Raw genomic sequence first — 20,270 nt, forward strand, 5'->3', positions numbered from 1 at the left:
GACAACAGGTTGATATTCCTGTACCACCGTAAGCCGTTATGAGCAATGGAGTGACGCAGAAGGGTAGTGACGCGGACCGATGGATGTGTCCGTCCAAGCAGTGAGGCTGGTTTGTTGGCAAATCCGCAAACCGTAAGGCTGGGCTGTGATGGGGAGGGAAACTTACAGTACCGAAGGTCATGATCTCCAGCTGCCAAGAAAAGCTTCTAGCCAGGCGAAGGTGCCCGTACCGCAAACCGACACAGGTAGGCGAGCAGAGCATGCTAAGGCGCGCGGAGTAACTCTCGTTAAGGAACTCGGCAACATGACCCCGTAACTTCGGGAGAAGGGGTGCCTCGGTAGGGTGAATAGCCCGAGGGGGGCCGCAGTGAAAAGGCCCAAGCGACTGTTTAGCAAAAACACAGGTCTGTGCGAAGCCGTAAGGCGAAGTATACGGGCTGACGCCTGCCCGGTGCTGGAAGGTTAAGGGAGCGGTTAGGGGCAACCGAAGCTGTGAACCGAAGCCCCAGTAAACGGCGGCCGTAACTATAACGGTCCTAAGGTAGCGAAATTCCTTGTCAGGTAAATTCTGACCCGCACGAATGGCGTAACGACTTGGGCGCTGTCTCAACGAGAGATCCGGTGAAATTTTACTACCTGTGAAGATGCAGGTTACCCGCGACAAGACGGAAAGACCCCATGGAGCTTTACTGCAGCTTGATATTGGACTTTGGTACGATCTGTACAGGATAGGTGGGAGCCTAGGAAGCCGGAGCGCCAGCTTCGGTGGAGGCGCCGTTGGGATACCACCCTGATCGTATCGGAGTTCTAACCTGTCACCGTGAAACCGGTGAAGGGACCGTGTCAGGCGGGCAGTTTGACTGGGGCGGTCGCCTCCTAAAATGTAACGGAGGCGCCCAAAGGTTCCCTCAGAATGGTTGGAAATCATTCGAAGCGTGCAAAGGCATAAGGGAGCTTGACTGCGAGACCAACAAGTCGAGCAGGGACGAAAGTCGGGCTTAGTGATCCGGTGGTACCGAATGGAAGGGCCATCGCTCAACGGATAAAAGCTACCCTGGGGATAACAGGCTTATCTCCCCCAAGAGTCCACATCGACGGGGAGGTTTGGCACCTCGATGTCGGCTCATCGCATCCTGGGGCTGAAGTAGGTCCCAAGGGTTGGGCTGTTCGCCCATTAAAGCGGTACGCGAGCTGGGTTCAGAACGTCGTGAGACAGTTCGGTCCCTATCTGTCGTGGGCGTAGGAAATTTGAGAGGAGCTGTCCTTAGTACGAGAGGACCGGGATGGACGTACCGCTGGTGTACCAGTTGTTCCGCCAGGAGCACCGCTGGGTAGCTACGTACGGACGGGATAAGCGCTGAAAGCATCTAAGCGCGAAGCCCCCCTCAAGATGAGATTTCCCAGTATGTAAGACCCCTGGAAGACGACCAGGTCGATAGGCTCGAGGTGGAAGCGCGGCAACGTGTGCAGCTGACGAGTACTAATCGGTCGAGGGCTTATCCTACTCAAGCAAGAACCAGCCGGTCAGCACGGCATTTCGTTCGATCCAGTTTTCAGGGCGCAAGTCCTGAAGCATCCCATCGCTTCATATTCCCTGATAGCTCAGTTGGTAGAGCACTCGACTGTTAATCGAGTTGTCACAGGTTCGAGTCCTGTTCGGGGAGCCATCTGGAGAGCTGTCCGAGTGGTCGAAGGAGCACGATTGGAAATCGTGTATACGTTAATCGCGTATCGAGAGTTCGAATCTCTCGCTCTCCGCCAGATATGGCCCGTTGGTCAAGGGGTTAAGACACCTCCCTTTCACGGAGGTAACAGGGGTTCGAATCCCCTACGGGTCACCATTTTTCTTTCGATGGCTTGATATTGGATATCGAATTAAGGTATATTAATACAAGCTGTTGTAATTGTTATGGAAGCTTAGCTCAGCTGGGAGAGCATCTGCCTTACAAGCAGAGGGTCGGGGGTTCGATCCCCTCAGCTTCCACCATGAACTATCGCGGGGTGGAGCAGTCCGGTAGCTCGTCGGGCTCATAACCCGAAGGTCACAGGTTCAAATCCTGTCCCCGCAACCAATACGGAGCTGTGGTGTAGAGGCCTAACATGCCTGCCTGTCACGCAGGAGACCGCGGGTTCGAATCCCGTCAGCTCCGCCATTTTCTAAAAATGTTAGGCTCGGTAGCTCAGTTGGTAGAGCAAAGGACTGAAAATCCTTGTGTCGGCGGTTCGATTCCGTCCCGAGCCACCATTTGAAAATTGAATACGCCGCTGTAGCTCAACTGGTAGAGCAACTGACTTGTAATCAGTAGGTTGGGGGTTCAAGTCCTCTCGGCGGCACCAGCTTTTCCGTGGAGGATTAGCGAAGTGGCCAAACGCAGCAGACTGTAAATCTGTTCTCTGACGAGTTCGGTGGTTCGAATCCATCATCCTCCACCAGTTTATAGGGGCATAGTTTAAAGGTAGAACAGCGGTCTCCAAAACCGTTAGTGTGGGTTCAATTCCTGCTGCCCCTGCCAGCATGGCGATCGTGGCGAAGTGGTTAACGCACCGGATTGTGGTTCCGGCATTCGGGGGTTCAATTCCCCTCGATCGCCCCATGTGTTTGTTGGGGATTAGCCAAGCGGTAAGGCAACGGACTTTGACTCCGTCATTCTCAGGTTCGATCCCTGAATCCCCAGCCATTTGCGGAAGTGGCTCAGCGGTAGAGCATCGCCTTGCCAAGGCGAGGGTCGCGGGTTCGATTCCCGTCTTCCGCTCCATTTTTATTGAGGCGCCATAGCCAAGTGGTAAGGCAAAGCTCTGCAAAAGCTTTACCCCCAGTTCGAGTCTGGGTGGCGCCTCCATTCTTTTTTGCTTGATGTGTGCCCTTAGCTCAGCTGGATAGAGCATTTGACTACGAATCAAAAGGTCAGGAGTTCGAATCTCTTAGGGCACGCCACAAGCGGATTTTTTTATTTTAAGAGCTCTTGTACGTTTATCTTTGCTGGTGTGGCGGAATGGCAGACGCGGCGGACTCAAAATCCGCTTCCGGAGACGGAGTGGGGGTTCGAGTCCCTTCACCAGCATCACGAATGAAACCCTTAGGAAAAATTTCCTAAGGGTTTTTTGTGCTTTTCGTAGGATATCTTCGGCAAGGTCAATGGAATTAAAATTATGAAATAAAAGTTAAATTTGAAATATTAATATGAAATTTATATTCAAATGATGAGGAGTTGATACTCGCCGGTTAGGCTGGAGGAAGACATAGCCATCACAAAGAGGAACAGGAAATCATTCGTTTCTAAGGGGGATTGAAAATGAGGGCAAGAAGCAGATCCGGCTATTCGATTCTGGTTGCGTTTCTGATCGTAGCCTTGCTGCAGCAAACGTGGGCTTTTCAAGCTTTTTCCGCTGAGCTAGAGCCTCGATATGGCCGCATCGTAGATTCACGGCAGCTGGACTTGGTCCCAGGCGCTCGGTATGTCTGGCAGGATGTAGAGGATCAGCGCGGCAGACAGAAGATCCATGCCGTCTCGTTCCGTCCCGGAATGGACGGGCTTGAGCTGCGGGCCGGACTGAAGGACGGAAAAGTATACGGAATGAAGGGCGTGACCGAGATGGCAGCCTATGCGGATAAGCCTGGGAATCGTGTCGTCGCTGGCATCAACGGCGATTTTTATGAGATATCCGGCTTTGCTACGGGCGTACCGAACGGGCTCTTTGTCGATGAAGGCCGGATTCTCAATAGCGGCATTTCGCCCTATGCTTTCGGTCTCACGAGGGACGGCCGTTCATTGTACGGCTCGCCGAAGCTGACGAAAATGATCGAGATCAAGGGGGGCTCCTATGAGCTCACGAGCATCAACCGTCATCGGGATGTCGATCAGCTGGTCTTTTATACATCGGACTATTCTCAATCGACTCATACCTCTCCCGACGGGGACGAATATGTGCTGACGATACGGGAAGGGGAAGTGAAAAGCGGACAGCAGGTCAAGCTCCAGGTTGCCGAAGTCCGAACGGGAAAAGGCGACACGGCATTGACGGAAGGAACCGTCGTCTTATCCGCCTCCGGAACGGCAAGAGCTGTTGCCTCCGGGCTTAAGGCAGGAGACGAGGTCGTCGCTTCTTTCCTGCTGGACGGTCCTTGGCAGGAGGCGGAGCTGATCATCGGCGGAACCGGACCGCTCGTAAAAGATGGCGTCGTCCAAGCCGATGTCGGTCCGGCAGGCGTCCATCCACGGACCGCTATCGGCACCAAGGCCGACGGCAGCGTCGTCCTGTTCGAGGTCGACGGCAGAGCGCCTGGCTTCAGCGAGGGCGTCGAGACGACCGAACTGGGCGGCATGATGAAGGATATGGGCATCGTGCAGGCGATGAATCTGGACGGGGGAGGCTCATCGACGTTTATTGCCCGCATGCCGGGAACATCTAAAGCGGTCATGATGAACCGCGGATCGGACGGGTTCGAGCGCAAGACCGGCAATGGGCTGCTGCTTGTCAGCACGGCGCCAGAAACCGGGATCGCGGCGAGTCTGGCGGTACAGCCTTCGGCCGAGCGGATTTTGGCCGGCTCGTCGCTGGCCTTCACAGCCGCAGGCGTGGATGAGAACGGCCATCCTGCTCCAATGGCAGGCGAGCCTGTCTGGAGCAGCGAGGGCGGAATTGGAACGATCGGAAGCGACGGCAAGCTCCAGGCGGGGACGAGCGCGGGCAGCGGGTTGGTCCGAGCGGCATCCGGGCAAGCGAGCGGTACGGCTCAGGTCGAGGTAGTGGACGTCTTGACCGGCCTGGAGTTCCCCGACAAGGCGAAGACGTTTTCCAGCGGGGCCAAGGAAAAGCTCGCTGTTCGGGCGCTGAGAGACGGGCAGGTCATCCAAGCCGACAACCGGAGCCTGCAGTGGAGAGTGGAAGGCGATATCGGCACGATCGACGCGGAGGGGGTCTTTGCCGCTGCGGAAGAAACGGGCGTGCACGGCAAGATCGTCGCCAGCTACAGCGGCATCGAAGCGACCATGGACGTCAGCGTCGGCGTTCCGCCGGCTCTGCTGGAGACGTTCGAGCAGGGCTTGTCCGCGTATCAGGCATCCGGCGCCGCGTTCAATTCGGTGGAAATCGCCGAGACGTCCGATCCCGACTTCGTCCGCAGCGGGCAGAAGTCGCTCAAGCTGGATTACGACTTCACGGGCAAAACCGGCACGTCAGGGGCCTACCTGAGCGCCGTATCTCAAGAGACGCGGATCCAGGTGCCGGGCTACCCGGAAAAGATCAGCATGTGGGTATACGGAGACGGAAAGAAGCACTGGCTGCGCGGGCAGCTGAGGGACGGCAACAACGCGGCGGTGGCGATTGACTTCACCGATCAAGGAATCGGCGTCGATTGGACGGGCTGGCGCTATGTCGAAGCCGCGGTGCCGAAGGGCAAGACGCTTCCGTTCACGATGGACATGCCCGTCCGATATATGGAGACGAAAAATACGAACAAAACGGCAGGCACGCTCTACATCGACGACATCCGCGCCGTCTACGGTCCGCTGGAAGAGGACCGCGAGCCCCCGGCGCTCCTAAAGGCTTCGCCGGCTGCCAATGAGAGAGTGTCCACGCCGACGCCGATGATCTCCGTGACGGCAGAAGATGCCGGCTACGATCCGGTCCAGCATCCGGGAACGACGCTGATCGATCCGGAGTCGATCCGGGTCTATGTCGATGACCAGAAGGTCGAGCATGGCTTGTACCCTCCCAAGGGCGAGATTTCCTACAAGCCGCGAGAGCCGTTGGCGGAAGGACGGCATAAGGTCAAAGTGGCGGTCCGGGACCTGGCCGGCAACCAGACGATCCAAACCTGGTCTTTCAGCGTCAATCTGGGCTCGCCGTATTACGAATATGGCACTTCGGAGGAACTTCATCCTGGCGGAACCTACGCGGTGGAGGTTCGGGCCGAAAAAGCGTCCAAGCTGATGGAAGGGCATATCGCCTTCCGCTTCGATCCGAATGCGGCCGGAGGCTTGCAGGTGCGGCGCTCCGACAAGGTGTCGGAGCAGCAGCTGGAGACAACGGTAGACGAGGAACAAGGCGTAGTTCGCTTGAACTTCAAGCAATTGCATGAGGCGGGACTGTCCGATGAGGATTCGATCGCCTCGATCCTGTACACGGTGGACAGCGGCTATATCGGTCCCCACACGCTGGAGGAAGCGAAGGGAGAGCTGGCGCGTCCGTTTGCAATCCGCTTCGAGTCGGGCTCCGTCCGATCGACGGAAGGCGAAGGCAAGACGATCGAATTCGCCGGACCGGACATTGAGGCGCTCGTGCGTCCGGAGCTTTCCTTGGCTTGGCAGCCGCATGAGATCGCGCTTGGGGAGCCTGCGGAATTCACCGTCCTGAGGCAAGGGGCGGCGGTGCCGGATGCGAGGCTGCTCTTGAACGGCATTGAAGTGAGCGACGGCTCTGCAGAAGAGGGCGGCATCATCCGCAGCCTCGAAGCTGCGGCCAAGGCGGGAACCTACACGCTGCAAGCCGTGTCGGGCACATCGTACAGCGCGCTGCTGCGCTATACGGTCGCGCCCCCGGCAGGCTCTTCGGCGCCGCAAAATGTAAATGTCACGGTCGGAGAGGACGCCGCGACGGAGCGGCTGTTCGCTTGGCAGACGTCCCCGGAGACGAAGGGCACGGTCGTCGAGCTGGCGGAGCGGGAGGCGTTCGAGGGCTTCGATAAAGGCGCGGTCCAGCGGATCGAAGGAACGTCGAGCCTGTATACGACGGACAACGACGGCACCCTCCGCTTGCACCGGGCTCGGTCCGCCCATCTGGAGCCGGATACCGAGTATGCCTACCGGGTCGGAGACGGACACGGAGCCTGGAGCTCCGAAGGCTCGTTCCGCACGAGCGGGGACAAGGGAGCGACGACTCGATTGCTGTTTTTCGGCGACTCGCAGGCGGGCGATCAGGCCGGCTTCAAGCTTTGGGGCGATACGCTCAAGCGGGCGCTGGCGGACGTGCCGGATACGGATCTGATCCTTCATGCCGGCGATATGGTGGACAAAGGCTTTGAGCAGGAGCAGTGGAACTGGTGGTTCAGCGAAGCCGGCGAAGCGCTCCGCACGACGACGCTCGTGCCGGTCATCGGCAATCACGAGGTCATGGGCACGAACGGAAGCGGCGACTTCCGGGCGCAGTTCCAGACGCCGGACAACGGGGCTTCGGCAGCTCGGGGAACGAGCTATTCCTTTGACATCAAGGATACCCATGTCGTCGTCCTCGATACCGAGCAGGCCGATGCCGGGCTCAAGGAGCAAGCGGAATGGCTGGATCGCGACCTGGCCGGCTCCGAGGCGAAATGGACGGTGCTCGTGTTCCATCAAGGTCCTTACGGCAGCATTTATTCGAATGAGAAGGTCCAGCAGCTGTGGGTGCCTGTCATCGACAAGCATGAGGTCGACCTCGTGCTGAACGGACATGACCACATCTATATGAGAAGCTACCCGATGAGGGGCGGGCAGATCGCGGCGGAAGAGGACGGCACCCGCTACGTCATCGGCGGCTCTTCCGGACCGAAGTTCTATGCCTGGACGGAGCGCATGTGGCAGGAGAAGATTTTTGATGGAGACGAGCAGATCTATACGTCGATCGTTATCGGCGAAAAGGAGATCCAGCTGACGGCGAAAAAGCTGGACGGAAGCATCGTCGACACGCTGCGCATTCCAAGCCGCGAGGCGGAGAAGCCGGCCTCGCTGCGGCTGACGGGCAAGCTGCAGCTGAAGCCGGGAGAAACGGATGCCGTCGTGACCGAGGCGGTGTACGCCTCCGGCCGCGTGCAAGCGGTTCGGGAAGGCGTCGCGTACTCCAGCTCGAATGAGCGGGTCGCGACAATCGACCGCGACGGAATCGTCACGGCGCTGCAGGCAGGCCGCGCTGTCGTGCAGGCCGAGCATGGCGGCTTGACGGCGAGCTACGAGCTGGAAGTGACGGAGAAGGAGCCGACGCTCGCGTCGATCCGGCTCCAAGGACCGCGCAAGCTGGCTCCGGGAGAAGGCGCCGTGTTAGTTACCGAAGCGGTATACAGCGACGGGCTTCGTTATGAGCTGAAGGGAGTCGAGTACGGCACGGACCATCCGTCCGTGGCGATCGTCCAAGACGGCTATCTGAAGGCGGTCGGAGCCGGCCGGACGGTCGTGACCGCCGTCTACGGAGAATGGCGAGACCGGTACGAGCTGGAGGTTGCAAGCCCGGCATCGCCTTCGCCGGAGCCTTCGCCGACGCCGAGCCCGAGTCCGGATCCGACTCCGGCGCCAAGCGTTCCGGCATCGCCGACGCCGCGTCCAGGCGGCGACCCGACCCCGACGCCGACGCCGTCGTCGGATGTGCTGGTGGTGACGGAAGAACAGCTGCGAGGAGCGGGGCAGGAGGAGAGCCGCGTCGTCGTGAGCGTTTCGGACTGGCCAAGCCGGATCGCGTTCCCGGACCGGGCTGGCGAGCTGCTGGACGGGCGGACGCTGCAGATCCAATCGAGCCGGATCCGCGTCTCGATTCCAGCGGACACGCTCCGCAAGCTGCAGAGCCGGCTGCCGGGAGATGAATCCGCCGCCGCGGGTGCGAGCCTCGTGCTGACATCCCTCCCGCAGGATGCGGAAAAGCTGCTGGCCGCCGCCGCGGTACGCTACAACGCCCGGGTGCAGGCCGCGGGCGAGCTGCGGGAATGGTCGCTGGCGCTGGTCGGCCAAGACGGCCGGACGATCGCCGTATCGGATCAGCCGATCGGAGTGGAGCTGCTTCAGGAAGGAGCTGATCCGCAGTGGACAGGCCTTTATCGGCTGTTTCCGGACGGAACGCTTCGCTTCGAAGGGGCCGCGGCAGGCTCCTGGGCTTCCATGAAGCTGGAGGAAGCCGGCGTATACGGAATGCTTCTATTCGAACGGTCCTATACGGATGTGAAGGCCGGCCATTGGGCGGAGGGAGCGATCCATTCCTTGACGGCGAGACTGATCGTGCAGGGCGTTGGCGGACAGGCGTTCGAGCCGGGGCGGAGCGTGACCCGCGCCGAGTTCGCGGCGATGCTGGCCCGCGCTCTAAGGCTGGAGCCGAGCGACGGAGAAGCGGGCTATGCGGACGTTTCGCCGGACAGCTGGCATGCCGCCGAGATCGCGCAGGTCCGGCAGGCTGGGCTGACGCTGGGCTCGGCTGCCGGGCGGTTTGAGCCGGACCGTGCGATCATGCGCCAGGAAATGGCCGCCATGCTGGTCCGCGCCTACGCGCATCGAACGGAGCGGCCGCTCCCGGACGCGCCAGCGGACGCGGGCTTCCGCGATACGGCCAAGCTGGCGGCTTGGGCCAAGCAGGCGATCGGCCAGGCTGACTCGCTCGGATTGATCGAGGGGGCCGGCGACGGCCGGTTCCTGCCGGTCGCGAGCGGGACGCGGGCCGAGGCGGTCGTTTTGATTCAGCGGCTCCTGGACCTGCTGGAGGCGATCGAACAGGATTGACGAAGGGGCGCCCGCCGGGGCGCCTTTTCTGCTTGTCCTGCCAGGTCCGGGAAGCCCCCGGACAGCGGGTGGAGGAAGCCCCCGACCTGAGTCCAGGTCGAGAAACGTTCCGAGGTCCGTTTTGGGAAATGCGCGTCTGACCTAGAATAAAGACATGAAGAAAACGACCAAAGGTCCGGAAGGCGGTGACAATCAACGATGAAAAAGAATTCGACGGTAGGCTTAGTCTTGATTGCGGCAGGGGTGCTCGTCGCAATGAAATTCCTGGGGCTCGGACATTTGATCAGCTGGGTCGTCTCGCTGCTGTTCCCTCTGATCCTGATCGGCCTCGGCTACATCGGATGGCGCAACGGCAATAAGCTGATCGGCGGCATTCTCGCCTTTATCGGCGTAATCATCCTGCTCGGCAAGCTGTCTGGCCTGTTCCTGCTGCTGCTGGCGATCGGCCTGATCGCATGGGGCGTATCGAAGCTCAAAGAAGGACGTACTTACTGACCGGATATCGCATCATAAGCGCCTGCTAAGGAGGAAGAATGGATGAGCATCATCAGAAGAGTTCGCGACATTACGCTCGCAACCTTGAACGAGCATCTTGAAAAAGCCGAGGATCCGGTCAAGCTGATCGACCAGTTCCTGTGGGCGACGCGGGAGGAGATCATTCAGTCCGAACGGCTGCACGCCCAGTACTCGACGCATGGCCAGCATCTGAAAATGCAATGGCTCCAGGCGGAGCAGCAGAAGGAAAAGAGAGAGCAGCAAGCGGTGACGGCGCTGAAAGCCGGAGAAGAGCAGCTGGCTCGCATCGCCCTTCACGAAAAGGCTTCGGCCGAGGAACGCTCCGCCCAATACCGCGACCTGTACGAGCAGAGCCGGCTCAACATGGAGGATCTGGAAAAGACGCTGCAGGAAATGCGCAGCGAGTATCAGATCGTATACGACAAGCGGGAATACTACTCGGCCCGCATGGAATCGCTCAAGCTGCAGCAGCGCATGAACTCGCGCTATGGCGCGGTCGGCTCCAGCGGCAAGCCGGAGGGCATGTTCCGCCGCCTGGACGACCGCATCAGCGGCCTGGAGCATGAAGCCCGCAGCCTGCGCGATCTCAGGCAGGGCGGCCCCGACTACGCCGGTCCGCAGCGCGGAGTCGGCAATCCCCAAGTCGAGCTGGAGCTGGAGCAGCTCAAACGGAAGCTAGGACAAGGAGGCTGACCGACATGAAGCAACTTTACCGGTCCAGACAAAAGAAGATCATGACCGGGCTCAGCGGCGGATTGTCCGATTACTTCAACGTCGATGTCAATCTGCTCCGCATCCTGATCATCATCCTGGCGATCTGCACGAGCGGAGCTGCGATCGTGGTCTACATTCTGGCGGCGCTCGTCATTCCGAAGGAGCCGCCCTACGATTCCTACCCGCCCGGAGGCTACGGATCCTATGGCGGATACGGCGGCCCGCAGCGTCCGGAGCAAGGCTACGGCTTCGATCCGCGCAGACGCCCGGAGGGTCCTCACGGCGGCCCGTACCGCAACCCGCCGCATTTCGGCGCCGGCGCGCATGATCCGGCATGGAAGGACGCTTCGGAGCCGACCGCGTCCGAGCTGGACAAAATGATGGACGATCTGGAGAAAAAGGCGCTCCGCAAGGAGCTGGACGATTTGAAAGCCAAACTCGCGAAATACGAGAAGGGAGAATGACAACATGGGTATTTTCAAACGGATGAAGGATATTACGAAGGCTTCGATGCATGAGGTGCTGGACAAGATGGAGGATCCGGTCATCATGCTCAACCAGTACCTGCGCGACATGGAGCAGGAGATCCACCAGGCGGAGGTCACCGTCGCCAAGCAGATGGCGAACGAGCGCCGCATGCAGCAGCGCTACGAGGAAGCTCAGCGCAGCGCGGCGGACCGCGACAGCAAGGCCGAGGCGGCTCTGCGCTCCGGACAGGAGGATCTGGCCCGCACGATGCTGGAGGAAAAGCTGTACTTCGACGAGAAGACCGAGGAATTCAGCCGCCTCCATGCGGAAGCCAAGGCTCAGGCCGACGAGCTGAAGCATCAGCTGTACGGCATGAAGGACGAATTCTACCAGCTGCGCAACAAGCGCAACGAGCTGGCGGCGCGCGCTCAAATGGCCAAGGCCAAGAAGCAGATGTCCCAGAGCTCTTCCGTCGGCCATATCGACTCGGGCACCGCTTCCCGCGGCTTCGGCCGCATGGAGGAGAAGATCCTTCGCCTGGAGGCGGAAGCCGATGTGCTCCGCACGCCTTACGGTCAAGGAACCGGCGGCTATCGCTCCGAGACGAAGCCGGAGAACCAGCTCAAGGTCGAGGAGCAGCTGCGTCTGCTCAAGAACAAGCTGAATCCAACGCCGCCGGCGGAAGAGTCGACGTCGACGGAATCCTAGGACGACAGGCGGAACGGAGGCCGAGACTCGCGGCTGCTCGTCCTGCGGCAGCCCCAACCGGACAGCTGAAGCTGACGGTTCGGGGCTTTTCTTTGGTTGAGTGGCTTCGTTGCGACGGCATGAGCTTGTTCCGACAGCTCGGGAAGCGTTAAAGTAGAGAAAGAGAGGGGGAGCTGAATTGTCCGCCAAGAAACCTCCGGGCAGCGAACGGGAGCCAAGCCGCCGCAACCGAATGGAAATTCTGCTGTGGCTGCTCATTTTGCTGGGCTTGCTGCTCATTTTGCTGCAAGGGCTCGGATACGTGGAGTTTTTCGCGCTGCAGGGCAAGGCCGCTCTGTACGGACTGTCGATCATCGCGGTCGCGATGGCGGCGGCCGCGCTCAAGAGCTCGGTGCAGACGAGCAAGCTGAAGGAAGCGCTGCGCAAGCTCAATCAGCAGCAGGGGGCGCGGCGCAAGACGATTACGATTCCGTCGGCGAAGGATCACGACGAGCAAGACGAGCAAGAGGAGCAGGAGCGCGAGGAATGGCAGGAGCAGGTAAAGTTCACTGCGGTCATCGAAGAGCGCCAGCGTCTCGCTCGGGAGCTGCATGACGCGGTCAGCCAGCAGCTGTTCGCCATCTCCATGACGGCTACCGCCGTCAGCCGGACGATCGAAAAGGACTGGGAACGGGCACGCCGCCAAGTGCAGCTGATCGAGGAGATGGCGGCGGTCGCCCAATCCGAGATGAGGGCGCTGCTGCTTCATCTGCGGCCGGTCCATCTCGACGGCAAGGATTTGGCGCAGGCGCTGGAGCGGCTCGTGTCGGAGCTGCAGGCGAAGGTGCCGATGGAGATCAGCATCCAGGTCGATCGGACGCTGCTGTTCCATCCCAATGCGGAGGACCATTTGTTCCGCATTGCGCAGGAGGCTCTTTCGAATACGCTGCGGCATGCCAAGGCGACCAAGATGGACATTTCGCTGAGACGGGACGGATCGATGGCCAAGCTGAGCTTCACCGACAACGGAATCGGATTCGATTTGGAAGAAAAGAAGCAGGCCTCTTACGGCTTGCTGACGATGGAGGAGCGCATCCATGAGCTGGGCGGACGGATCGCCGTCAATACGGCTCTGGGCGAGGGCACCGCGATCGAGATGTGGGTGCCGCTCGAGGATGGAAAGGGGATAGGAGCATGAGCAGAGCGTTAGACGTCGAAGGCCGGGAGGCATCGGCGATCCGGGTGCTGCTGGTCGACGATCATGAGATGGTGCGGATCGGACTGGCGGCGGTGCTGGATACCGAGGACGGCATCGAGGTCGTCGGCGAAGCGGGCAACGGCAAGGACGGGGTCCGCCTGGCCATGGCCTACAAGCCGGAGGTCGTGCTGATGGATCTCGTCATGGAGGAGATGGACGGCGTGGAGACGACCCGGCAGATCATGGAGCAGCTGCCGGAGACGAAGGTCATCGTGCTGACCAGCTATCTGGACGACAGCAAGCTGTACCCGGTCATCGAGGCGGGGGCGTTCAGCTATTTGCTGAAAACGTCGCGCGCCGGCGAGATCGCGGACGCGATCCGGGCCGCGTCCCGCGGACAGTCCGTGCTGGAGTCGCAGGTGGCGGCCAAGATGATGAACCGTTTCCGGCAGCCGAAGCCGTCCGCGCAAAAAGCTCCGCATGAGGAGCTTACGGAGCGGGAGATGGACGTGCTCAAGCTGGTCGCCCAGGGGCTGTCCAACCAGGACATCGCCGACCGGCTGTTCATCAGCATCAAGACCGTCAAGTTCCATGTGACGAACGTGCTGAACAAGCTTGGCGTAGAGGACCGCACGCAAGCCGCGATCTACGCGCACAAGCATGATTTGGCGCTCGACTGAACCGGCGCGGGCGACAGGCGGGCGGGCCGCATGGCCGACGCCCGCGCCGAAGCGGCGCCTGCCCCGCTCACAAAGAGGCGGCGCCTGCTTCGCGCGAGCGGGGCTTAGACGCTTTCGTGCAGCCGCCAGCCTTGCGGCGGCAGGAAGCTGCCCGGCGTCCCATACTCGTTGTACTGCGTATAGGGCAGCGTCAGCGCGTCGCTCAGCAGCGAGCGGGACGGCTGCGCCAGCAGCCCGGTCAGGATGTCCTCGGCGCAGGGGAGCAGGCCTTCCGCGCTGAACAGAGCGCGGAGCACGGAGTCCGGCCGCTCGTCGAGCAGGCGGCGCAGGGCGATCGAATCGAGCTGGAGCCTCCCTTTCCCGGCAGCCTCGGCAGGCTGGAATCCGGCTGCTGCGGCGGCAGGATGCGCAGCCAGGCGGCATAGCTCCGCTTCAACGTCATCGCTCAACGTCGCGCTGTAGCGGAAGCCCAGCAGCAGCAGCGAGTTCCATCCGCTCTCAAGCCTGCGGACGGCCTCTCCAAGGCCGGGGACGTCCAGGACGCTTCTGCCGTCCGCCAGATGGCGGCGGCGTTCCCGCAAGCGGCGGATGTCCAGGAGCTGAGCGGCCATCGCTTCCGACCAGGAAGCGGCCTCCGCGAGCGCTCTCTTCATATGACCGCCTGCTTCTCCATAGAGCAGGCTCCAGTCCGGAGCCCCAGAGGGCGCGGAGGTCTCCGGACGGATGGAGGCGGGCTGGATCGGCGCTGTCCGCTCGATCGAGCGGCGAGGGAAGATCCGTTGCAAGGGCTGGAGCATGGGAGGTCCTCCTTCCTGATGCGGAATGGAATGCTTTCCCTCTTTTACCCGGATCGATCGACGCGCCAAACAGCCTGCTCCCTTTTTTTCGAAAAGGAAGCAGGCTGATCCGCGCTGAGCCGGCCGAGTCCAGCTCCGTATCAGATGAGAAGCAGCAGAAAGGCCAGGGCGGCCAGACTGACGCCGATCGCCGCGCCGAAGCCATACGGCGGAAATCCGCCAGGGTAGCCGCCGGGATAACCGCCGGGACCGCCCGGATAGCCGAAGCCCTGCGCTCCTCCCTCGGCCGCGCCGGGGCCGTAAGGATAGCCGGGACGGAACGGAAAAGCCTGCGTATGGGCTTCCGGCTCCATGTCGGCCGACTTGGCGGCCTTGCCTTTTTTGCCCTTGACCTTAGACGGCTTGGCGGTCTTGGCGGTCTTGGCGGCGGAAATGCCGGCGGACAGGAAGCGGCGGTCATGATGCTCCTCGCCGCCGTTCAAGAAAATATGGCCGTCGCGGCAGGCGGTGAGCATGCCGACATGGCGCGTGCCGTCCTTCAGGATCATGCATACGGGCATGCCGCAAAATTGCTTGATGTGGTCTTCGTGAAGCGGTCGAATCGGTTCCATGCTGCCAATCATCCTTTCTGACCGAAGTGGGGGATGGGATGATGCAGTATATTCACCTACGGGCGAATGCGCATGGTCAAATACCCAATTCGGATCATCCGAAAGGAGCGGATCGGATGCAAGCGAACGATTTGGAGCGGAAACGGCGGTCCAGGCAGGCTTTCGGGCTGGGGGCGGCGGCGCTGCTGCTCGCCGTGCTGGCCCTCTACTCGTCTTCCCGCGGGGCGGGGACGCCAGGGTGGGGAGTGCCCGACAAGCCGGCGAGCGCGAGCCAGCTCGTGTCGGCGTCGACGGGCGATCTGGGCCGGCTCTGGCAATGGGCCGATGCGGAGTTCAGCGGCGGCGCGGCCGGCGGCAGCTGGGGACTTCGCTGGCTCGTCCCGGAGCTGACGGAGACGCAGGCGAAGCAGCTGGGGACGCAGCTGGCCGGCGTTGATGCGGCTTCCGTGCCTTCCACGGATGAAAGGGGAGCGGAATCGGGCATTCTATGGAAAGCGGAGCGGACGGACGAACCGGGCCGCTGGCTCGTCTCCGCGCTGCGGAGCGGCAGCGGGGAAGGAGAGATGGAAGCCGTCATCCGGCTGGCAGCGGCTCAGCCCGCTTCCAAGCTGTCGCTGGAGCGCGCGCAAGCGCGGGTGCTCGGCGTCCTGCGCGGCGCCGGCGTGGACGACGCGGCCGCGCTCCTGTCGATTCAGGCAAGCGGGAACGGGCTGCGGGAGGACAGCGCCGAGCGCATCCTCGCCGCTGCCGAGGCGCGGCGGCTGGACAAGTACGAGGACGAGGCGACGATCGTGTCGACCTACGCCACCGACCGCCTGGAGGGTTCCGTCAGCCTGGAGGCTGATGATGGCTCGGAGCGGGCGAACCTGCAGCTGGCGCAGTCCAAGCCGGGAAACAAACCAGGCGCAGCCATCACGATCGGCGTGCCTTTATTGACGGGCGAGGCCGGCCGGCCCTAGGCGGACGCAGCCGCCATGCTTCGATGCTTGCCGAACGTGAAGGGCCCATGAAGATTGGGTGAGATCAATAGCCGCGCCCTGCACGATATGATACACTACATACCATATCGAACCGATCCAACCAAATTCATGACGAAAGAATGAGGAACATGAACTACTCTAACAAACAGGAACTGACAGCCGCCGAAGGCGCGGTCTACTATCTGTTCGGAGCCACAGGCGATCTGGCGAGGAGGAAGCTGTTCCCGGCGCTCTTTTCCCTATATAAAGAAGGCAAGCTGGCGGAGAACTTCGCGGTCGTCGGCCTCGCCCGCCGTCCTCGCGACAACGACCAGTTCCGCCAGGACATATTCGAGTCGATCCAGGAGTTCTGCCGGTACAAGCCGTCCGATCCGGAGCTGTGGAGCCGGTTCGCCGATCATTTCGTCTACATGCCGCTAGACATCCACAACGTGGACGGCTTCCGCGAGCTGAACCGGCTGTCCGGCGAGCTCGACCAGAAGTTCGGCATCAACGGCAACCGCCTGTTCTACCTCGCGCTGGCGCCGGAGCTGTTCGGTCCGGTCTCGTTCAACCTGCGGGACGGAGGGCTGCTCGAGTCCGCCGGCTGGCATAAGCTCGTCATCGAAAAGCCGTTCGGCTATGACCTGAAGTCGGCGCGCGAGCTGAACAGCCAGCTGAGCCAGGTGTTCAAGGAAGAAGAGGTGTACCGGATCGACCACTATCTCGGCAAGGAGATGGTGCAGAACATCCAGGTGCTGCGCTTCGCCAACCAGATGTTCGAGCCGCTCTGGAACAAGAATCATATCGCCAACGTGCAGATCACGCTGTCGGAGACGGTCGGCGTCGAGGAGCGCGGCGGCTACTACGACCACTCCGGAGCGCTGCGGGACATGGGCCAGAACCATATCCTGCAGATGATCACGATGATCGCGATGGAGCCGCCGGGACGCCTTCATCCGGAGAGCCTGCGCGACGAAAAGGTCAAGGTGCTCCGCTCGCTGCGCCAGTTCGCCGGCAGCGACGAGGTGCGCGAGCGCGTCGTGCGCGCGCAGTACCGCGCAGGCAGCAGCAAGGGCAAGGAGCTGCCGGGCTACCGGCAGGAGGACAAGGTCGATCCCGAGTCGACGACGGAGACGTACTTCGCCGCCAAGGTGTTTGTGGACAACTTCCGCTGGGCGGGCGTGCCGTTCTACATCCGCACGGGCAAGCGGCTGCCGGTCAAGACGACGGAAGTCGTGATCGAGTTCAAAAACGTGCCGGACAACGTGCTGTTCGCCAAGCGGCATCAGCTCGCTCCGAACCTGCTCGTCATACGCGTCAATCCGATGGAGGGCATCTACCTCAAGATCAACGCCAAGCGGCCGGGCTCCGACAACGAGGTGCAGCCGGTCGCGATGGAGTTCTGCCAAAGCTGCCAGATCGGCATCAATACGCCGGAAGCGTACGAGCTGCTCCTCTACGACGCCGCTCGCGGCGACTCCACATACTTCACCCGCTGGGACGAAGTCGCGGCCGCTTGGACGTTCGTCGACCGCATCGCCGCCGCATGGCGCGAGTCCGACGGCGATCTCCGCTCGTATGCGGCCGGCTCCTGGGGGCCGGAAGAAGCGGATCGCCTGCTGCAGCAGGACGGATTCTTCTGGTGGCCGGTCAACGGCCAGGCCGAAGACAACGTCGTCTGGATCAGCGGCGGCGGCAGCTGATTCGACCGATTTTTCATATCCATCGCCATTCCAATCCTGTTCGGGCATCCGGACAGGATTTGAGGCGTTTTGGCCCGTCTATTCCTTCTCGCGAAAGGGGATTCCTATGTTCAAGATCTACGACATCTCCATGACGGTCCAGCCCGGCATGGCCGTATGGGGCCGCGCTCCCGAAAAGCAGCCGGAGCTGCGCACGCTCAGCCCGCATCCTCCGGACAAGGACGGCGTCTACGAATCCGAGCTGCGGCTCGGCCTCCATACCGGCACGCATCTCGACGCTCCGCTGCATATGCTGGCGGACGGCGATACGATCGAGACGATCGGCCTCGAGGAGCTGGTGGGAAGCGCGCGGGTCGTCGACTTGACGGCCGTGCGCGACGGCATCGGACGCGCCGATCTGGAGCCGCTCGGCCTCGTCCGGGGCGACTGGGTGCTGTTCAAGACGATCAACTCCGAGACGGAAACGTTCGAGGACGACTTTATCTACTTGCGCGAAGATGGCGCTCGGTATTTAATTGAAGTAGGGGTTCGAGGCATCGGCACGGACGCGCTCGGCATCGAGCGCTCGCAGCCGGAATTTCCGACGCATCGGCTGCTGTTCCGCAACCGCATCCTGATTGTGGAGGGCCTCAGGCTCAAGGAGGTCGCCGCCGGAACCTACTTCATGGTCATCGCTCCGCTCAAGCTGAGCGGGATCGAGGCCGCGCCCGCGCGGGCGCTGCTGATCGGTTCATGACAGAGGGGAACAAGCCGATGCTTCATCCGATCTGAGTTTTCCGGCCATCCGCCAACGGAGAGCGACGCACAAGTCGGAGCCTGACGATAAATTGCACGAAGCAAGGAGAAGTCAATGACGAAGCAACTTATGGAAGAGATTCAACACGAAGTCGACAAGAGGCGGACGTTCGCCATCATTTCCCACCCTGACGCCGGCAAGACGACGCTGACCGAGAAGCTGCTGCTGTTCGGCGGCGCGATCCGCGAGGCGGGGTCCGTCAAGGCCCGCAAGGCAAGCAAGCACGCGACCTCCGACTGGATGGAGATCGAGAAGCAGCGCGGCATCTCGGTCACGTCCTCGGTGATGCAGTTCGATTACAAAGGGCATCGCGTCAACATCCTGGATACGCCGGGCCACCAGGACTTCAGCGAGGACACGTACCGCACGCTGACGGCCGCGGACAGCGCGGTCATGCTCATCGACGTCGCCAAGGGCGTCGAGGCGCAGACGATCAAGCTGTTCCAGGTATGCCGCCGGCGCGGCATTCCGATCTTCACGTTCATCAACAAGCTGGACCGCGAAGGGCAGAGCCCGTTCGACCTGATGGAGGAGCTCGAGCGCGTGCTCGGCATCCGCAGCGTGCCGATGAACTGGCCGATCGGCATGGGCCGCGAGCTGTGCGGCGTCTATGACCGCATGAAGGACCAGGTCGAGCTGTTCCAGGGCAACGACCACTCGACGATCGAGGTGCGCAAGGTCGGCGGCTTCCGCGATCCGGTCATCCGCGAGATGGCGGGCGACTATTTGGCCGACCAGCTGGAGCAGGACCTGGAGCTGCTCGATGTCGCGGGCGACCCGTTCGACTTCGAGAAGGTGCGAGCCGGCGAGCTGACGCCGGTGTTCTTCGGCAGCGCGGTCAACAACTTCGGCGTGCAGACGTTCCTGGAGAACTTCCTGCAGCTGGCGCCCAAGCCGACGCCGCGCAACAGCACGAGCGGACCGGTGGAGCCGACGAGCGAGAAGTTCAGCGGCTACGTGTTCAAGATCCAGGCCAACATGAATCCGGCGCACCGCGACCGGATCGCGTTCCTGCGCATCGTCTCCGGCCGCTTCGAGCGCGGCATGAGCGTCAAGCATGTGCGCATGGGCAAGGACATCAAGCTCGCCCAGCCGCAGCAGTTCCTCGCCCAGGACCGCGACATCGTCGAGGCGGCTTATCCGGGCGACATCATCGGCCTGTTCGATCCCGGCATCTTCCGGATCGGCGACTCGCTCGCGATGACCAAGGAGCTCGAGTTCGACGAGCTGCCGACGTTCTCGCCGGAGATTTTCGCCAAGGTATCCATCAAGAACGCGCTCAAGAAAAAGCAGTACGAGAAGGGCCTCGACCAGCTGACCGAAGAGGGCACGATCCAGGTGTTCACGACGGCGGGCGGCTTCGAGGACACGATTCTCGGCGTCGTCGGCCAGCTGCAGTTCGAGGTGTTCGAATACCGCATGAAGGGCGAGTACGGCGTCGACGTCATCCTGCAGCGGATGCCGTTCCAGTTCGCCCGCTGGATCGTCGACGACAATATCGATCCGTCCAAGTACCGCATCAACTCGACGCTCGTGAAGGACAAAAAGGGCAACTATGTCGCGCTCTTCGAGAACGAGTACGCGATGCGCACGGCCATGGACAAAAATCCGACCTCGAAATTCCTCGAGACCGCTCCTTAATGGAGCGGTTTTTTTTGCGCTCGCTCGATGTCGCGATTTCGCATT

The 20,270-nt window shown here is 61.5% G+C and carries 13 protein-coding genes, 16 tRNA genes and 1 rRNA gene (1 of these 30 cut by a window edge); 28 read left to right on the forward strand and 2 right to left on the reverse strand.

The features are described 5' to 3' along the window. From GE073_RS07035 to GE073_RS07150, 24 genes are all read left to right on the forward strand, one after another. Positions 1 to 1,504, forward strand: a 23S ribosomal RNA gene (locus GE073_RS07035) (it extends 1,422 nt beyond the left edge of the window). 87 nt (positions 1,505 to 1,591) lie between these two features. Next, positions 1,592 to 1,667: transfer RNA gene (locus GE073_RS07040), tRNA-Asn, on the forward strand. Between the two features lie 3 nt (positions 1,668 to 1,670). Then, positions 1,671 to 1,761: transfer RNA gene (locus GE073_RS07045), tRNA-Ser, on the forward strand. Positions 1,762 to 1,766: 5 nt separating this feature from the next. Then, positions 1,767 to 1,841, forward strand: a tRNA-Glu gene (locus GE073_RS07050). Between the two features lie 70 nt (positions 1,842 to 1,911). Beyond that, a tRNA-Val gene (locus GE073_RS07055) sits at positions 1,912 to 1,987 on the forward strand. 8 nt (positions 1,988 to 1,995) lie between these two features. Further along, a tRNA-Met gene (locus tag GE073_RS07060) sits at positions 1,996 to 2,072 on the forward strand. Positions 2,073 to 2,076: 4 nt separating this feature from the next. Beyond that, positions 2,077 to 2,153 (forward strand) — tRNA-Asp (locus GE073_RS07065). Positions 2,154 to 2,169: 16 nt separating this feature from the next. Then, positions 2,170 to 2,245: transfer RNA gene (locus tag GE073_RS07070), tRNA-Phe, on the forward strand. A gap of 16 nt (positions 2,246 to 2,261) precedes the next feature. Then, positions 2,262 to 2,337 (forward strand) — tRNA-Thr (locus GE073_RS07075). Positions 2,338 to 2,347: 10 nt separating this feature from the next. After that, positions 2,348 to 2,433, forward strand: a tRNA-Tyr gene (locus GE073_RS07080). A 6-nt stretch (positions 2,434 to 2,439) separates the two neighbouring features. Continuing rightward, positions 2,440 to 2,513, forward strand: a tRNA-Trp gene (locus GE073_RS07085). A 5-nt stretch (positions 2,514 to 2,518) separates the two neighbouring features. Next, positions 2,519 to 2,594 (forward strand) — tRNA-His (locus GE073_RS07090). A gap of 9 nt (positions 2,595 to 2,603) precedes the next feature. Beyond that, a tRNA-Gln gene (locus GE073_RS07095) sits at positions 2,604 to 2,678 on the forward strand. A gap of 3 nt (positions 2,679 to 2,681) precedes the next feature. After that, positions 2,682 to 2,756, forward strand: a tRNA-Gly gene (locus tag GE073_RS07100). 10 nt (positions 2,757 to 2,766) lie between these two features. Then, a tRNA-Cys gene (locus tag GE073_RS07105) sits at positions 2,767 to 2,840 on the forward strand. An 18-nt stretch (positions 2,841 to 2,858) separates the two neighbouring features. Then, positions 2,859 to 2,935, forward strand: a tRNA-Arg gene (locus tag GE073_RS07110). A gap of 44 nt (positions 2,936 to 2,979) precedes the next feature. After that, positions 2,980 to 3,062, forward strand: a tRNA-Leu gene (locus GE073_RS07115). 708 nt (positions 3,063 to 3,770) lie between these two features. Next, on the forward strand, positions 3,771 to 9,452 hold the full coding sequence (locus GE073_RS07120) for a phosphodiester glycosidase family protein (RefSeq protein ID WP_228551344.1): 5,682 nt from the start codon (positions 3,771 to 3,773) through the stop codon (positions 9,450 to 9,452). Positions 9,453 to 9,650: 198 nt separating this feature from the next. Next, positions 9,651 to 9,947: a LiaF transmembrane domain-containing protein gene (locus tag GE073_RS07125; protein WP_028600022.1), complete on the forward strand. Its 297-nt coding sequence runs from the start codon at positions 9,651 to 9,653 to the stop codon at positions 9,945 to 9,947. A gap of 42 nt (positions 9,948 to 9,989) precedes the next feature. Beyond that, positions 9,990 to 10,661, forward strand: coding sequence for a PspA/IM30 family protein (locus GE073_RS07130; protein ID WP_101808763.1), 672 nt, complete (start codon positions 9,990 to 9,992; stop codon positions 10,659 to 10,661). A gap of 5 nt (positions 10,662 to 10,666) precedes the next feature. Further along, positions 10,667 to 11,146 (forward strand): PspC domain-containing protein, encoded by a 480-nt coding sequence (locus GE073_RS07135; RefSeq protein WP_028600020.1) that lies wholly within the window; start codon positions 10,667 to 10,669, stop codon positions 11,144 to 11,146. A gap of 4 nt (positions 11,147 to 11,150) precedes the next feature. Continuing rightward, the gene (locus GE073_RS07140) at positions 11,151 to 11,858 is read left to right on the forward strand and encodes a PspA/IM30 family protein (RefSeq protein WP_153783133.1); all 708 of its coding nucleotides are present in this window, start codon (positions 11,151 to 11,153) and stop codon (positions 11,856 to 11,858) included. Positions 11,859 to 12,036: 178 nt separating this feature from the next. Beyond that, positions 12,037 to 13,035: a sensor histidine kinase gene (locus tag GE073_RS07145; protein WP_028600018.1), complete on the forward strand. Its 999-nt coding sequence runs from the start codon at positions 12,037 to 12,039 to the stop codon at positions 13,033 to 13,035. Next, complete coding sequence (locus GE073_RS07150) at positions 13,032 to 13,715, forward strand: response regulator (protein WP_028600017.1); 684 nt, start codon at positions 13,032 to 13,034, stop codon at positions 13,713 to 13,715. The genes GE073_RS07145 and GE073_RS07150 overlap by 4 nt, the downstream gene beginning before the upstream one ends. A 104-nt stretch (positions 13,716 to 13,819) precedes the next feature. Here GE073_RS07150 and GE073_RS07155 read toward each other — a convergent pair whose 3' ends face one another. Beyond that, a complete protein-coding gene (locus GE073_RS07155; protein ID WP_101808766.1) occupies positions 13,820 to 14,512 on the reverse strand; it encodes a hypothetical protein in 693 nt (230 codons plus the stop codon). Between the two features lie 140 nt (positions 14,513 to 14,652). Then, positions 14,653 to 15,123, reverse strand: coding sequence for a hypothetical protein (locus GE073_RS07160; RefSeq protein WP_153783134.1), 471 nt, complete (start codon positions 15,121 to 15,123; stop codon positions 14,653 to 14,655). Positions 15,124 to 15,239: 116 nt separating this feature from the next. On the opposite strand from GE073_RS07160, the gene GE073_RS07165 reads away from it, so the two are divergent. From GE073_RS07165 to GE073_RS07180, 4 genes are all read left to right on the forward strand, one after another. Next, positions 15,240 to 16,082 (forward strand): hypothetical protein, encoded by an 843-nt coding sequence (locus GE073_RS07165; protein ID WP_153783135.1) that lies wholly within the window; start codon positions 15,240 to 15,242, stop codon positions 16,080 to 16,082. 149 nt (positions 16,083 to 16,231) lie between these two features. Then, complete coding sequence (gene zwf, locus GE073_RS07170) at positions 16,232 to 17,788, forward strand: glucose-6-phosphate dehydrogenase (RefSeq protein ID WP_153783136.1); 1,557 nt, start codon at positions 16,232 to 16,234, stop codon at positions 17,786 to 17,788. Positions 17,789 to 17,894: 106 nt separating this feature from the next. Further along, complete coding sequence (locus GE073_RS07175) at positions 17,895 to 18,524, forward strand: cyclase family protein (RefSeq protein WP_028600012.1); 630 nt, start codon at positions 17,895 to 17,897, stop codon at positions 18,522 to 18,524. Between the two features lie 114 nt (positions 18,525 to 18,638). Further along, positions 18,639 to 20,225 (forward strand): peptide chain release factor 3, encoded by a 1,587-nt coding sequence (locus tag GE073_RS07180; protein WP_028600011.1) that lies wholly within the window; start codon positions 18,639 to 18,641, stop codon positions 20,223 to 20,225. Positions 20,226 to 20,270 lie beyond the last annotated feature (45 nt).

Origin of the sequence: Paenibacillus sp. B01 (genome assembly GCF_009649995.1) — a bacterium.
Lineage (GTDB): Bacteria > Bacillota > Bacilli > Paenibacillales > Paenibacillaceae > Paenibacillus_O > Paenibacillus_O pasadenensis.

Excerpts from the sequence above, each read along its gene's own strand:
- GE073_RS07180 (WP_028600011.1), top strand. The coding sequence starts at position 18,639 with ATGACGAAGCAACTTATGGAAGAGATTCAACACGAAGTCGACAAGAGG.
- GE073_RS07165 (WP_153783135.1), top strand. The coding sequence starts at position 15,240 with ATGCAAGCGAACGATTTGGAGCGGAAACGGCGGTCCAGGCAGGCTTTC.
- GE073_RS07130 (WP_101808763.1), top strand. The coding sequence starts at position 9,990 with ATGAGCATCATCAGAAGAGTTCGCGACATTACGCTCGCAACCTTGAAC.
- GE073_RS07140 (WP_153783133.1), top strand. The coding sequence starts at position 11,151 with ATGGGTATTTTCAAACGGATGAAGGATATTACGAAGGCTTCGATGCAT.
- GE073_RS07135 (WP_028600020.1), top strand. The coding sequence starts at position 10,667 with ATGAAGCAACTTTACCGGTCCAGACAAAAGAAGATCATGACCGGGCTC.
- zwf (WP_153783136.1), top strand. The coding sequence starts at position 16,232 with ATGAACTACTCTAACAAACAGGAACTGACAGCCGCCGAAGGCGCGGTC.
- GE073_RS07155 (WP_101808766.1), bottom strand. The coding sequence starts at position 14,512 with ATGCTCCAGCCCTTGCAACGGATCTTCCCTCGCCGCTCGATCGAGCGG.
- GE073_RS07150 (WP_028600017.1), top strand. The coding sequence starts at position 13,032 with ATGAGCAGAGCGTTAGACGTCGAAGGCCGGGAGGCATCGGCGATCCGG.
- GE073_RS07160 (WP_153783134.1), bottom strand. The coding sequence starts at position 15,123 with ATGGAACCGATTCGACCGCTTCACGAAGACCACATCAAGCAATTTTGC.
- GE073_RS07175 (WP_028600012.1), top strand. The coding sequence starts at position 17,895 with ATGTTCAAGATCTACGACATCTCCATGACGGTCCAGCCCGGCATGGCC.
- GE073_RS07125 (WP_028600022.1), top strand. The coding sequence starts at position 9,651 with ATGAAAAAGAATTCGACGGTAGGCTTAGTCTTGATTGCGGCAGGGGTG.